A 13266-nucleotide genomic window follows, 5' to 3' on the forward strand; every position below is an offset into this window, starting at 1 on the left:
GATTTTGTGATCCACTACACTTGAACCCCGTCTTGCCGATCTTGAGCAGGAACTCGGGGCACTTATCCAGTTGAATGGCACGACCTCCGCGAATCTCCGTTTATCAGCAGGGGAACACTCCGCACGTAGTTTGGTGTGGCCAAAGCTGAAACCCTTTCTCAGGGAATATCCAGAAATCAAGGTTGAACTGGTTGTTGATAACGGTTTCGTCAATATTGTTGAAGGGCGTTTCGATGCTGGCGTTCGCCTTGGCGAAAGTGTCGATAAAGACATGGTTGCTGTAAAAATTGGGCCAGATATGCGTATGGCAGTTGTAGGATCCCCGGCATATTTTGCGGCCAACCCTATTCCTGAAACGCCTCATCAGCTTCAGAACCATCGATGCATCAATATGCGTCTGCCCACCGCTGGTGGCTTATACCATTGGGAGTTTGAGAAAGCGGGCAAGCCACTGCGCGTCAGGGTTGAAGGGCAACTGACGTTTAATTTCTTGTCGGAAAGAATAGATGCGGCGCTGTCTGGTTTTGGTATTGCCTGTGTGCCTGAAGATAGGGTTCAGGGCTTGGTCAAGTCCGGGGAACTTATTCAGGTTTTGCAGGATTGGTGCCCGTTCTTCCCTGGTTACTATCTTTACTACCCCAGCCGTAAACAGCACCCACCTGCCTTTGCACTGATGATTGAGGCGCTGCGCTATTCTGAATAACTGGCTTGCGAGCCGCTCGTAAGCCAGTTTAAAGCTTAACGACCTACCCGGGCCTGTAGCGCCGCAGGGTAACGCTCGCCGACGATTTTTACCGTTTCAAGCGCCTGAGTGATTTTACGCAAATCATCTTGAGAAAGGTTGATATCTGCGGCACCCAGGTTTTCTGCCAGTCGATGCTGCTTTGTGGTGCCGGGGATTGGCACAATCCACGGTTTTTGTGCCAGCAGCCAGGCCAGCGCAATTTGTGCTGAGGTCACGCCTTTTTCTGCGGCAAGTTCCCCCAACAGAGCGACCAGTTTTTCATTGGCTTTCAGCGCTTCTGCAGCGAAACGCGGCACCAGATTCCGGAAGTCATCCTCGGCGAACCTCGTCTCGGCCTTGATAGTGCCGGTCAGGAAGCCCTTGCCTAACGGGCTGAATGGCACAAAACCAATACCCAGTTCTTCCAGCAGCGGCAGGATTTCCTGCTCTGGCTCACGCCACCACATGGAATATTCGCTCTGCAGGGCCGTGACGGGTTGTACGGCATGGGCACGACGAATGGTTTGCGCCCCAGCTTCCGACAGGCCGAAATGTTTGACCTTGCCTTCAGCAATCAGTGCTTGCACCGTTCCAGCAACCTCTTCAATCGGGACATCAGGATCGACACGGTGTTGATACAACAGATCGATAGCGTCGATCTTGAGGCGGCGCAGTGAGCCCTCCACCGCGGTACGGATATGCTCTGGGCGGCTGTTTAAAATCTGCTGCCTGTTATCAGCACCGAAGGTAAAGCCAAATTTAGTGGCGATAACCACCCGATCGCGAAATGGTTTTAACGCTTCGCCGACAACTTCTTCATTCAGATAAGGGCCATACACTTCGGCGGTGTCGAAGAAGGTCACGCCACGCTCAACCGCAGCACGAATCAGTTCGATCGCCTGACGGGTATCGGTAGCCGGGCCGTAGCCGTGGCTTAGCCCCATACAGCCCAGGCCTAATACGGAAACCTCAAGGCCGGATTTACCGAGATAACGTTTTTGCATCAATAAGTACCTTTTTGTGGCGGCGTTAAACGTCGAGTTTACGACCGGTCAGCCATTCCACCATGGCCGGGTCGCGATGTGAGAAGAATGCGCTGGTTGCGGTATCGAGCGCGGCAATCTGCAGCATGTCTTCAGGGCTTAGTTCGAAATCAAGGAGGTTGATATTCTCTTCCATCCGCTCTTTACGCACGGATTTCGCCAGCGAGACAATCCCGCGCTGATAGATCCAACGCAGGACAATCTGCCCTACGCTTTTGCCATACTTCTTAGCCAGTTTGCTTAAGCGCGGATGCTGGAACAAGCCGTTTCTCCCTTCCGCGAAAGGGGCCCAGGCTTCAGGCTGAACCCCACGGCTTTGCATCCAGGGGACGGCCTGCAACTGCTGGTTGAATGGGTTAACTTCTATCTGGTTTATGGCTGGAGTGACTTTGTTGAAGGCGATCAGGTCGGCAAGCCTGTCCGGATGGAAGTTACTTACGCCAATCGCGCGGATTTTCCCGGCCTGTTGCAATTCCTCCATGGCCCGCCAGGCACCATGGACATCACCGTAGGGTTGGTGAATCAGATACAGGTCAACATAGTCCAACTGCAGGCGATTTAATGAACGTTCGAACTGCGCTTTAGCCCCTTCGTAATGGGTATCCTGCAGCCACAGTTTGGTGGTGACAAAGAGTTCGCTGCGCGCAATACCGCTTTGTTTGAGCGCATTCCCAACCTGGGCTTCATTTTGATAGGAGGCAGCAGTATCAATCAGGCGATAGCCCGTTTCGATGGCATCGATAACGGCACGCTCACATTCGGCGGCATTGGTCATCTGAAACACACCAAAGCCCAGTAGAGGTATGGCAACCCCGTTATTCAGTTTTACTGTTTGCATGACGTTACCCCTCAATTGTTGTGCGATGAAGCATAACCCAGAGGGATTAATTCGATTAGATGGGGTAGTGCGCTAAGGTTAATTAGCAGGGCTCATTAATAGGGTTCCCAGAACGGTGGTAGCAGCGTGCCAGAACGATGCTACCGCCCGGTGGCTATTAACCCTGGTTTTGCAGTGTCGCCAATAACGCCTCAGCAGTAGCCTCTGAAGACGCCGGGTTCTGCCCGGTAATCAGCAAATCATCCACCGCGACGTGGCTTTGCCAGTTTTCGGCACGGCTGTAGTGCCCGCCGTTGGCTTTGAGCATCTCTTCAACCAGGAACGGGACGACCTGGGTTAACTGGACGGCTTCTTCTTCGCTATTGCTAAAGCCCGTGACCTGTTTCCCCATCACCAACGGCTGGCCTGCCGCGTTTTTGGGGTGGCGCAGCACGGCAGGCGCGTGGCAAACCGCTGCCACCGGTTTACCCTGTGCCTGGAATTGCTCTATCAGGGCGATAGAGTGGGGATCTTCCGCCAAATCCCACAGCGGGCCATGGCCGCCAGGGTAAAACAGTGCATCAAAATCATCGGCGCTAACATCCTGCAATTTCAGGGTATTTGCCAGCGCTTGCTGCGCAGGAACGTCTTGAGCGAAGCGATGGGTGGATGCCGTTTGAGCATCTGGCTGGCTGCTTTTCGGGTCCAGAGGCGGCTGGCCACCGTTGGGCGAAGCCAGTGTGATTTCTGCACCGGCATCGCGGAAAACATAATACGGTGAGGCAAACTCTTCCAGCCAGAAACCGGTTTTGTGGCCCGTATTACCCAGCTTGTCGTGAGAGGTCAGTACCATCAGTATTTTCATCATTTGCTCCGTTAAGCGCCGTAGCGCGTGAATCAGTGAACTGGATATCAGCTTAGGCGACTCGCTATAATTCTAAAAATCAAAACTGTTCATTTCTGGTATTCAAAAAATGAATATAGCCAACAAAGACCTTAATCTGCTGCTGTTCTTCCATGTGTTGTATCAGGAACGTAACGCCTCGCTGGTTGCGTCTGGAAATTCAGCAGCATGCCCAGTCTTTAGCCGAAAGCCGTTCTATGCTTGATATGTCTAGCACCCAAGCAACTTGAAGTATGACGGGTATATTCCTTATGCGGTGTGGATTGGCTTCGCCACCGTTTTGCATGGTGCAATTCATGGGCTTAACTAAAGGCGCTCAGGCATGGGCTTATCTGGGGCAATATGACGGAACTCAGGCTTATTTTAGGGGATCAGCTTAATCCCGAGCATTCCTGGTTCAGGCAACGGTCTGATCGGGTGGTGTATGTGATGTTGGAACTGCGGCAAGAAACGCGCTATGTCCTCCATCACGCTCAAAAGATTATTGCCATCTTTGCCGCCATGCGTGAATTTGCCCGCCAATTAAGCCAGCAAGGCCACCGAGTGCGTTATGTTCAGCTTGACGATCCCTCGAACCGTGGATCGCTGACCGATAATCTGGACGCCCTGATTGCCCACTACCAGGCAGTTAAATTCAGTTGGCAACTCCCCGATGAATGGCGGCTGGATCAACAGTTAACACGCTGGGCTACGTCTTGCAAGGTGGTCACCCAAAGCGTAGACAGCGAACACTTTTTTTGTCATCGCGAACAGGTCGCGAGCTTTTTTGGCCAGCGTAAAACCTGGCGTATGGAAAATTTTTATCACGAAATGCGCCGCCGTGAGCGGGTGCTGATGTGCCCGGACGGCCAGCCTGAAGGGGGCGCATGGAATTACGACGCCGAAAACCGCAAGCCATGGAAAGGCACTCCCGCAACGCCGGACGATCGTCGGCCAGTGCACAACCATGAAGCACTCTGGCAAAGCCTGACCGAGCTTGAGGTGCCAAGTTTTGGTGAGCCGCATGCCGCAGACTTCCGCTGGCCGTTGGATCGCCAGGAAGCTTTAGCACTATTAGAATGCTTTATCCGCGACGATCTGCGCCATTTTGGACAGTGGCAGGATGCGATGCACACGGACTGTTGGCATCTGTTTCACTCCCTGATCTCTTTTGCCCTCAATACTAAAATGCTGTCACCACGGGAAGTGGTGAGCAAGGCGCAGGCCGCTTGGCAAAATGGCGAAGTGCCTTTGGCTTCTGCAGAGGGATTTATCCGGCAGGTATTAGGTTGGCGCGAGTATGTGCGGGGCGTTTATTGGGCAAAAATGCCTGGCTATCGCGATAACAATTTCTTCAATCACCAGCGCCCGCTGCCTGCCTGGTTCTGGGATGCCAACACCAAAATGAACTGCATGGCGCATGCGATTGGGCAATCGCTGGATCAGGCTTATGCGCACCACATCCAGCGGCTGATGATTGTCGGCAATTTTGCATTGCTCGCAGGGCTAGCCCCTGCCGAGGTTCATGCATGGTATTTAGGTATTTACATCGATGCTTTCGAATGGGTCGAACTCCCCAACACGCTCGGGATGAGTCAATTTACCGATGGTGGGTTGCTTGCCAGCAAACCTTACGTCTCCAGCGCGGCTTATATCAATAAGATGAGTAATTACTGTTCTGGGTGTGAATACAATCCGCGAGAACGCCTTGGGCTAAACGCCTGCCCATTCAATGCGCTGTACTGGCATTTTTTTATCCAGCATCAGTCGCAACTGGCGCATAACCTGCGTTTGTCGATGGTGTATCACCAGCTCAAAAAACTCTCGCCACAGGAGCAGGAAAATATCACTCAGCATGCGCAAAATCTGCTGATAGCGATAGAGAAACTGTAATTGGGGTGGGTGTTAATGACTTAAAACGTTTTTCAGACCAGCCAATATTTATCCACCTTAAACCAAACAAGACGCCCCTATCGGCAGATGGGGGCGCTGTAGTCATGGCTTTTTCCTCACTGGTTGTCTGGCTGTGAACGCACGTTGTTCAACCCAGTGGTGTTGATGCGGTATGGCTGACCATTAACGGATTTGATCAGTTTTTTGGTCTTGAGTTTTTTGAACACAGCAAGCGTACAGTCGCTCAACAGTAGCCCTTCGCGGCTATAGCATTCAACGGAAGTGATGCGGCCTGATGCATCGCGAATATGCGCAATACGTCCACCTTTGGCGAGAACGTGTAAGGTACGTTGTTCCTGACGGGATAAATTCATACTGGAAAACCTGTTAATCATCATGAGCAAAACGTGCAAACACCCAACGGTGTCCGCATTCGATTTCAGCGCATTGATAACCAGCCCGGCCTTGAGTGGTCGGCAAACTGATTATCTGATGATCACATTCTCCAGCATCAAAGCCTCGGTGAGAGTTGAAAGAGATTTTCGTCGCGGATTGTAACACCTGATTTTAGTATGGGAATAGGCTAGTCTGGAAAGTGTGAACTTTAGCCCAGAGACAATGGTAGCGGAGTGGTTGTTTTCTAAGGCAGTATAAAGGCATTTTATAAATGTAAATCAGGGATGAAAAATGACTCTCTATAAGATCAAGCCTGCTTTTCAGGCGCTGTTACGGCCCAGTATGCGTTGGTTGGATAAACGCCATGTGACAGCCAACCATGTTACCTTGGCGGCGATGCTGCTTTCGCTGCTGACCGGTGGATTGCTGGTGCTATTCCCGCAACCGAGTCTGTTTTATCTCCTGCCGATAGTGTTATTTATTCGCATGGCGCTGAATGCGCTGGATGGCATGCTGGCCCGTGAGTGCGACCAGAAAAGCCGCCTCGGTGCCGTTCTTAATGAAATCGGCGATGTCCTCTCAGATGTCGCCCTGTATATCCCCTTTATCTTTTTACCCGGCAGCTACGCCCCGCTGGTATTGGCTATGCTGTTCTGCGCGGTGCTGACGGAGTTTTGCGGCATTTTGGCACAAACCATCAACGGCGTGCGTAGCTACGCCGGGCCGTTGGGCAAAAGTGACCGGGCGTTGCTGTTCGGCGCTTGGGGGCTGGTGCTGGCGATCTGGCCGCCAGCGGCGGAGTGGAGCAACCTGGTGTGGGGCGTCGCGACGCTATTGTTAGCCTGGACGGTGGTGAATCGTTGCCACAGTGCCTTGGTAGGGGAGCATCAATGATGTTGCTGGAAAAATCGCTGGCGGTCATTTTTGCCCTGTTGCTGTTCGCCACGCTGGTGAACGGCTTGCTGCTCTGGTTGCGGCCAGAGAAAGACTGGCGTGAACTGACGCTGCGCATCCGTACCTGGTGGGTGATTATCGTGCTGTTTTCACTGGCGATGATCAGCCCGCACTGGCTGGCGTTGATCTTTTTCGCGCTGGTCAGTTTTATGGCTTTGAAAGAATTCCTGACGCTGGTGCCCTCCCGGCATTCAGATCGCATGCCGATGCTGTGGATGTTTATTGCCATCCCCATCAACTACTGGCTGATCGGCATTGGCTGGTACGGCATGTTCATCGTGTTTATTCCGGTGTACGTGTTTTTATTCCTGCCCGCGCGCATGGTAATCGCTGGTGACACTCAGGGCTTTTTGAGTACGGCTGCGCAATTGCACTGGAGCCTGATGACCACTGTTTTTGCCTTCAGCCATGTGGCATGCCTGCTGGTGCTGCCTGCTGATGGTCTGCAAACCGGGGCGCTGCTGGTGCTGTTTCTGGTCGGCCTGACCGAGTTTAACGACATCGCCCAGTATCTGTGGGGCAAATCGCTGGGGCGGATTAAGGTCACGCCGAAGGTCAGCCCGAATAAAACTCTGGCGGGCCTGCTGGGTGGCATTGGCAGCACCGCGTTGGCGGCATTGCTGCTTGGCCCGTTACTGACCCCGTTAAGCTGGCCGCTGGCGCTGTTGGCGGGGGTGATTATCGGCGTGACGGGGTTCTGCGGTGATATTGTGATGTCGGCGATCAAGCGCGATATCGGCATAAAAGACAGCGGCACGCTGCTGCCGGGCCACGGTGGCATTCTCGATCGCCTGGACTCGCTGATCTTCACTGCGCCGGTTTTCTTCCACTTTATCCGTTACTTCTGCTACTGACGCCATGATGAAAAAATTCCTCAGAACGCTGTTTTCCCTGTGTATCGTCTGGCCAGTCATCTGGCTGTGGCTTGGGCTGCGGGTAAAGCACCGGGAACGCCTGCCGCAGCAGGGCCCGGCGATCCTGGTGGCGAACCATAACAGCCATATGGATGTGTTTGTACTGTTGTCGCTGTTCCCGCTGGGGCAGCAGCATATCGTGCATCCGGTGGCCGCTGCAGACTACTTTCTGCGTAACCGGTGGCTGGCGTGGTTTACGCTCAATATCCTCAATATTATCCCGATCTCGCGTCAGGGGGGCGAAGAGAACCCGCTGGCGCTGTGTGAGCAGGCGTTGCGCGACAACAAGATGCTGATCCTGTTTCCAGAAGGTTCACGCGGTGAGCCGGGTAAACTGGCACCGCTCAAATCAGGCTTGTGGCATCTCAGCCAAAGCATGCCAGAGGTGCCGATCATTCCCGTCTGGCTGAAAGGCACCGAACGGGTGATGGCGAAGGGGAACCGCATCCCGCTGCCGCTGTTTATTGATGCCAATGTGGGTGAGGCAATGCAGTTTCACCCCGACAAAGGCCTGTTTAAGGAAGCGCTGTTGCAACGCTTACTGCAGCTTCGCCAGGAGATAAAAGGAAATGAATCCCATGGCTGATATCCGCACACCAGACGAAAAAAGCTTTCTGACCAGTGATCATACCGAGCTGTTTTATCGCCACTGGCCAGCGCAAGAAAAGGGTGAGCTACGCAAAGTCATCGTTCTGTTTCATCGTGGCCATGAACATTCCGGGCGTTTGCAGCACATCGTTGATGAACTGGCGATGCCGGATACCGCCTTCTACGCATGGGATGCGCGCGGCCATGGGCGCTCACCGGGCCAGCGTGGGCACAGCCCCTCGTTGGCCCGCTCGGTGCAGGATGTAGACGAGTTTGTCCGCTTTGCCGCTGCCGACAGCCAGGCGGAGTTGGAACACGTGATCGTGGTGGCACAAAGCGTTGGTGCGGTGCTGGCGGCAACCTGGGTACACGACTATGCGCCCGCGATCCGTGGGTTGGTGCTGGCATCGCCCGCCTTTAAGGTCAAACTGTATGTGCCGTTTGCTCGCCCTGGGTTGGCGCTGTTGCATCGCCTGCGCGGGCTGTTTTTCGTCAACTCCTACGTTAAAGGCAAATACCTGACGCACGATCCTGAGCGGATAGCGAGCTTTAATCATGATCCGCTGATTACCCGGCCGATAGCCGTCAATATCCTGCTCGATCTGTACCGCACCGCCGAACGGATCGTGAGCGATGCCGCTGCGATCACCTTACCGACGCAGTTGCTGGTTTCCGGTGAGGATTATGTGGTTCACCGCAAGCCGCAGTTGGACTTCTACCAGCGCCTGCGCAGCCCACTCAAAGAACTGCACGTCTTACCAGGGTTATATCACGACACCCTCGGTGAACGCGATCGGCACATCGCGTTCGACAAAATGCGCGCTTTTATCGACACCTTGTACGCCATGCCGCCACAGCGTTTCGATTACCAGAATGAAGATCGCTGGAGCCCTGGTGCGGACAACTGGCGGATGCTGAGCGGCGGCCCGACACCTTATTCCCTTGATGATATGACCTATCGCGCCATGCGTTATGGCATGAAAATGCTCGGCACCCAGTCAACCGGCGTGAAGCTGGGGTTTGAGACCGGCTTTGATTCTGGCAGCACGCTGGATTACGTCTATCGCAACCAGCCACACGGCAGCAGTTGGTTGGGGCGGCAAATTGATAAAAACTACCTTAACAGCGTGGGCTGGCAGGGGATTCGCCAGCGTAAGGTCCATTTGCAGCAGCTCATTCAGCAGGCGGTAGCACGGTTGGCGCAGCAGGGTAAACCGGTGCGGGTGGTCGATATCGCCGCCGGGCATGGCCGTTATGTGCTGGATGCGTTGGCGAGCGAAGCGGCGGTCAGCGAGATTTTACTGCGTGATTACAGCGAACTGAACGTGGCGAAGGGGCAGGAGATGATCGCTGAACGTGGCATGGCAGATAAAGCGCGTTTTGAACGCGGTGATGCCTTCAACCGCTCGGAACTGGCGACGTTAGCGCCACGCCCGACGCTGGGTATCGTTTCCGGCCTCTATGAGCTGTTCCCGGAAAATGCCTTGGTGCGTGGATCGCTGGCCGGGCTGGCGGACGCTATCGAACCGGGTGGAATGCTGATCTACACCGGGCAGCCCTGGCATCCGCAGTTGAAAACGATCGCCTGGTCGCTCACCAGCCATAAAGACGGCAAAGCGTGGGTGATGCGTGTACGCACTCAAGGCGAGATGGATGCGCTGGTACGGGAAGCCGGTTTTGATAAATGTGCTCAGTTGATCGATCAATGGGGGATTTTTACCGTCTCGCTGGCGGTGCGTCGTCACCTATGAGCCACTTGGTAACGCGCCGTAGGCTGATTATTCAGGGGATGGGGTGGTTGCTCCTGCTGGCCCCGTTTTTCTTCCTCACTTATGGTCAGGTGAATCAGTTCACTGCGGGTAGGGATGGCGTAGGCAGCGTGGTGTTCGCCTGGGAGCCGCATATTCCTTTTATGCCGCTGACCATTATTCCTTACTGGAGCCTGGATTTGCTGTATGGCCTGTCGCTGTTTGTCTGTTTCTCGCTCAGCGAACAGCACCGATTGGTGGGGCGGCTGGTACTGGCGTCTTTGGTGGCCTGCGCCGGGTTCTTGCTGTTTCCGCTGCGTTTTACCTTTATCCGGCCACCGGTTTCTGGTTTTGCCGGTTGGCTGTTCGGGCAGTTGGAGCAGTTTGATTTGCCCTATAACCAGTCGCCTTCGCTGCACATTATTCTCTGTTGGCTGCTGTGGCGTCATTTCAACCACCACCTCACTGGCCGCTGGCGTTGGCTGTGCAGTGCGTGGTTTTTGCTTATTGCACTCTCGGTACTGACCACTTGGCAACACCATGTTATTGATGTGATTACCGGGCTGGTGGCCGGGATGGTGATTGACTGGCTGATCCCTCAACGGGGGCATTGGCGCTGGCAGCGCCCAGATGCTCGCCGTCAAACGCTGGCCCGGCGTTATTTGTGTGGTGCGCTGATCTGCTTGGTGGCAGGCGGGGTTTCCCCTTGGCTGTGGTGGCCTGCACTGGCGTTGGGTATCGTCACGCTGGCCTATGCCGGGCTTGGCGTTGCCGCCTTGCAGAAAGATCAACAAGGGCAACTGACGCCCGCAGCACGTTGGCTGCTGCTGCCTTGGCGGTGCGGGATGTTTATCTCTCTGCTGGGTTACACCCGCCGTTTGCCAGCGGTCAGCCAACTGACTGACGAGGTGTTCCTTGGCAGTTACCCGCGTCGCCAGCCCGTGCAGCAGGCGGTACTGGATGTGACCAGTGAATTCCCTCGCTCGCGCCACCTCAACGGAGTAGCTTACCACTGTGTACCGATGCTGGATCTGGTGTGCCCGGACAACACCCAACTCCAACAGGCGGTAACGGCGTTGGAGCAGTTGCGGCAATCTCAGGGGACGGTGCTGGTGCATTGCGCACTGGGGCTGTCGCGCAGCGCGATGGTTGCTGCCGCCTGGTTGCTGCAGCAACAGCCGACGCTAACGGTGGCTCAGGCGGTAGCATTTATTCGCCAGCAACGGCCACAGATCGTTTTCACCTCTCAACACCTGGAGCAGTTGGAACAATGGCGAACGCAAATGACGAAGTGACCGACGTGCAGGCAGCGCTGCTTGAGCGGACATTAGCAAGCTGGCGTTTTTTATTGCTGATGGCTGCGCCACCGCTGTTGTGGGTAATGTTCGCGGCATCGCCCAGCGTACTGCGGGTGGTAATTGCGTTGTTGAGCGGTGTGAGTGGTTACGGTTGTTGGCGGCTGTGGCTGGATGCCGGATATCTGGCGCGCTTTAACGCCGCACAGAATCAGCAGGCAGGGGCAGCGCTGGCGCTGATTTGGCAGCGGGAAAGGTTAACACAACTGTCATTGGCCGAGCGTCAGCAGGGGGCGCTGCAGCAACTCAGACGCACGATCCTGGTAACCCTGCTGCTGTGGGGGTGTTGGCTACTTGGTTTGGCGCTGTATTAATGAGGCTAGATAGCTCGGGAACGGAGCAATCCCGTTCCCGGCAGGCTGACTAGAGAGAGAAAAACGCATGTGCATTGGTCGCCAGAATTTGGCACTTGCTCTCTTCAGGCAGTGTTGAGCTGCTGACCAGATGTCCCACCTGCTGTTCACCCAACGGGAATGGGGCATCCGAACCGAGCATCACCCGTTCGGCACCCATGGTCTCCACCAGCAACTGTAGTGCCCGTGGGTCAAACACGGCAGAGTCGACGCAGAAACGATCCAGATAGCTCGAGGGCTTCTGCGGGCAGTCTTCACGCACGATGTCGCGCTGTTCCCAGGCGTTATCCACCCGTCCCATCAAGTAGGCAAAACTGCCGCCACCGTGGGCAAAGCACAGTTTCAGGTTACGCGGCAAGCGTTCGAACGCCCCAGAGAGAATGAGCGACAGGATTGCCAACTGCGTTTCTGCTGGCATCGCCACCAGCCACGGCAGCATCCACTTCTTCATGCGTTCCGCGCCGCCCATCATATCCCAAGGGTGTACCAGGACTGGGATCTCCTCTTTGGCACAGTGGGTCAGAAAGGTCATCAGCGACTCATGATCGAGATCCTTTGCCCCCACGTGGTTGCCGATCTGCACGCCAACGTGGCCGCCAGCCTTCGCCCGGCTGGCTTCGCGGCAGGCGGCATCGCTATCCTGCAACGGAACCTGTGCCAGCACTTTCAAGCGCTGTGGGTTGGCAGAGGCCATTTCCAGCGCTTTGTCGTTCATCAGCTGTGCCCAGGGCAAGGCACGTTCGATGGCAACGTCATAGGCAAACATCACTGGTGTGGCACACATAATCTGAATATCGATCTGCTGTTCGTCCAGCAGTTCCAGGCGACGATTGGCGTCCCACAGCGCATCATAGACTGGGCGGAATGGCTTATCGTTCAGCATGATCTGGCCTTCACGCCCGTTGGTTGCCAACCAGGGTGCCTGCTCAACGTCCAGTCTGGCGGCCTCCTGCTGGCTGATTTGCGGGAAGAAGTGCGAGTGAATATCTATTTTCATCGGTTCTCTTTTGCCTTCAGTATGCGATGCCAGGTCTGCCAGTCGCGGCCTGAGTGAATTTCACCGCACTTGCTGCAGCGGCGTTCTTCATCGCTGGTTGCATAAAATTGTTCATAAACTGGGGGAAGATCCGCCACGATACTTTCCAGGTTCATCTCATAGCGCCTGATCAGGGTACCGCAAGCGGCGCATGACCATTGCAGTGCGTCCGCTTCTCCTGCTGGGCGCACACGCTCAATCACCAGACAAAGACTGCCCTCTTCTGGTCGCTGTGGGGAATGGATCACATGAGGGGCCATCAGGAAAACGTCCCCTTCGTGTAGATCGATACGGTCATAGTGGCCGTTATCCCAAATGTTCAGGTAGGCATTCCCCTTAAACTGATAGAAGAACTCTTCGACCGGATCGTCATGAAAGTCGGTGCGCTGATTCGGCCCGCCAACCACGGTGACCATAAAATCGCTGTCTTGCCAGATCTGCTGATTATTCACCGGCGGTTTGAGCAGGTGGGTGTTGGTGTCTAGCCAATGCTTAAAGTTGAGCGGTAATCCATATTTGAAGTTAGACATGGTTATTCTCCGATGTGTAGGGCAGAGGATAA

13 protein-coding genes and 1 pseudogene are annotated in these 13266 nt (G+C 54.9%); 8 read left to right on the forward strand and 6 right to left on the reverse strand.

Going from position 1 to position 13266, the window contains the following annotated elements:
• Positions 1-19: 19 nt before the first annotated feature.
• Positions 20-703: pseudogene (locus IV04_RS13325) on the forward strand (LysR substrate-binding domain-containing protein); the annotation flags it as partial.
• A 35-nt stretch (positions 704-738) separates the two neighbouring features.
• Here IV04_RS13325 and IV04_RS13330 read toward each other — a convergent pair.
• The 3 genes from IV04_RS13330 to IV04_RS13340 form a co-directional block, all read right to left on the reverse strand.
• Positions 739-1728 (reverse strand): aldo/keto reductase, encoded by a 990-nt coding sequence (locus tag IV04_RS13330; RefSeq protein ID WP_037394906.1) that lies wholly within the window; start codon positions 1726-1728, stop codon positions 739-741.
• Between the two features lie 25 nt (positions 1729-1753).
• Positions 1754-2605 (reverse strand): aldo/keto reductase, encoded by an 852-nt coding sequence (locus IV04_RS13335; protein ID WP_037394905.1) that lies wholly within the window; start codon positions 2603-2605, stop codon positions 1754-1756.
• 157 nt (positions 2606-2762) lie between these two features.
• On the reverse strand, positions 2763-3449 hold the full coding sequence (locus IV04_RS13340) for a type 1 glutamine amidotransferase domain-containing protein (RefSeq protein ID WP_037394902.1): 687 nt from the start codon (positions 3447-3449) through the stop codon (positions 2763-2765).
• A 381-nt stretch (positions 3450-3830) separates the two neighbouring features.
• Here IV04_RS13340 and IV04_RS13345 point away from each other — a divergent pair, with 381 nt between their 5' ends.
• A complete protein-coding gene (locus tag IV04_RS13345; RefSeq protein WP_037394900.1) occupies positions 3831-5360 on the forward strand; it encodes a cryptochrome/photolyase family protein in 1530 nt (509 codons plus the stop codon).
• A gap of 116 nt (positions 5361-5476) precedes the next feature.
• On the opposite strand, the gene IV04_RS13350 is transcribed toward IV04_RS13345, so the two are convergent.
• The gene (locus IV04_RS13350) at positions 5477-5734 is read right to left on the reverse strand and encodes a YjhX family toxin (RefSeq protein ID WP_037394898.1); all 258 of its coding nucleotides are present in this window, start codon (positions 5732-5734) and stop codon (positions 5477-5479) included.
• A 313-nt stretch (positions 5735-6047) separates the two neighbouring features.
• On the opposite strand from IV04_RS13350, the gene IV04_RS13355 reads away from it, so the two are divergent.
• Genes IV04_RS13355 through IV04_RS13380 form a run of 6 tightly spaced genes read left to right on the forward strand, consistent with a single transcriptional unit; the run spans position 6048 to position 11629 of the window.
• The gene (locus IV04_RS13355) at positions 6048-6650 is read left to right on the forward strand and encodes a CDP-alcohol phosphatidyltransferase family protein (protein WP_037394897.1); all 603 of its coding nucleotides are present in this window, start codon (positions 6048-6050) and stop codon (positions 6648-6650) included.
• Positions 6647-7564, forward strand: coding sequence for a phosphatidate cytidylyltransferase (locus IV04_RS13360; RefSeq protein WP_037394895.1), 918 nt, complete (start codon positions 6647-6649; stop codon positions 7562-7564). Before IV04_RS13355 ends, IV04_RS13360 begins: the two co-directional genes overlap by 4 nt.
• 4 nt (positions 7565-7568) lie before the next feature.
• Positions 7569-8210: a 1-acyl-sn-glycerol-3-phosphate acyltransferase gene (locus IV04_RS13365; RefSeq protein WP_037394894.1), complete on the forward strand. Its 642-nt coding sequence runs from the start codon at positions 7569-7571 to the stop codon at positions 8208-8210.
• Complete coding sequence (locus tag IV04_RS13370; RefSeq protein ID WP_037394891.1) at positions 8203-9963, forward strand: bifunctional alpha/beta hydrolase/class I SAM-dependent methyltransferase; 1761 nt, start codon at positions 8203-8205, stop codon at positions 9961-9963. Before IV04_RS13365 ends, IV04_RS13370 begins: the two co-directional genes overlap by 8 nt.
• A 5-nt stretch (positions 9964-9968) precedes the next feature.
• On the forward strand, positions 9969-11255 hold the full coding sequence (locus IV04_RS13375; protein ID WP_072010898.1) for a phosphatase PAP2/dual specificity phosphatase family protein: 1287 nt from the start codon (positions 9969-9971) through the stop codon (positions 11253-11255).
• Complete coding sequence (locus tag IV04_RS13380) at positions 11231-11629, forward strand: hypothetical protein (protein ID WP_037394886.1); 399 nt, start codon at positions 11231-11233, stop codon at positions 11627-11629. Before IV04_RS13375 ends, IV04_RS13380 begins: the two co-directional genes overlap by 25 nt.
• Positions 11630-11678: 49 nt before the next feature.
• Here IV04_RS13380 and IV04_RS13385 read toward each other — a convergent pair whose 3' ends face one another.
• Both IV04_RS13385 and IV04_RS13390 read right to left on the reverse strand, forming a co-directional pair.
• Complete coding sequence (locus tag IV04_RS13385) at positions 11679-12665, reverse strand: amidohydrolase family protein (protein WP_037394884.1); 987 nt, start codon at positions 12663-12665, stop codon at positions 11679-11681.
• On the reverse strand, positions 12662-13234 hold the full coding sequence (locus tag IV04_RS13390) for a 3-hydroxyanthranilate 3,4-dioxygenase (RefSeq protein ID WP_037394881.1): 573 nt from the start codon (positions 13232-13234) through the stop codon (positions 12662-12664). The genes IV04_RS13385 and IV04_RS13390 overlap by 4 nt, the downstream gene beginning before the upstream one ends.
• Positions 13235-13266 lie beyond the last annotated feature (32 nt).

Origin of the sequence: Serratia sp. Ag1 (genome assembly GCF_000743355.1) — a bacterium.
Taxonomy (GTDB): domain Bacteria; phylum Pseudomonadota; class Gammaproteobacteria; order Enterobacterales; family Enterobacteriaceae; genus Chania.

Excerpts from the sequence above, each read along its gene's own strand:
- IV04_RS13330 (WP_037394906.1), bottom strand. The coding sequence starts at position 1,728 with ATGCAAAAACGTTATCTCGGTAAATCCGGCCTTGAGGTTTCCGTATTA.
- IV04_RS13335 (WP_037394905.1), bottom strand. The coding sequence starts at position 2,605 with ATGCAAACAGTAAAACTGAATAACGGGGTTGCCATACCTCTACTGGGC.
- IV04_RS13340 (WP_037394902.1), bottom strand. The coding sequence starts at position 3,449 with ATGAAAATACTGATGGTACTGACCTCTCACGACAAGCTGGGTAATACG.
- IV04_RS13345 (WP_037394900.1), top strand. The coding sequence starts at position 3,831 with ATGACGGAACTCAGGCTTATTTTAGGGGATCAGCTTAATCCCGAGCAT.
- IV04_RS13350 (WP_037394898.1), bottom strand. The coding sequence starts at position 5,734 with ATGAATTTATCCCGTCAGGAACAACGTACCTTACACGTTCTCGCCAAA.
- IV04_RS13355 (WP_037394897.1), top strand. The coding sequence starts at position 6,048 with ATGACTCTCTATAAGATCAAGCCTGCTTTTCAGGCGCTGTTACGGCCC.
- IV04_RS13360 (WP_037394895.1), top strand. The coding sequence starts at position 6,647 with ATGATGTTGCTGGAAAAATCGCTGGCGGTCATTTTTGCCCTGTTGCTG.
- IV04_RS13365 (WP_037394894.1), top strand. The coding sequence starts at position 7,569 with ATGATGAAAAAATTCCTCAGAACGCTGTTTTCCCTGTGTATCGTCTGG.
- IV04_RS13370 (WP_037394891.1), top strand. The coding sequence starts at position 8,203 with ATGGCTGATATCCGCACACCAGACGAAAAAAGCTTTCTGACCAGTGAT.
- IV04_RS13380 (WP_037394886.1), top strand. The coding sequence starts at position 11,231 with ATGGCGAACGCAAATGACGAAGTGACCGACGTGCAGGCAGCGCTGCTT.
- IV04_RS13385 (WP_037394884.1), bottom strand. The coding sequence starts at position 12,665 with ATGAAAATAGATATTCACTCGCACTTCTTCCCGCAAATCAGCCAGCAG.
- IV04_RS13390 (WP_037394881.1), bottom strand. The coding sequence starts at position 13,234 with ATGTCTAACTTCAAATATGGATTACCGCTCAACTTTAAGCATTGGCTA.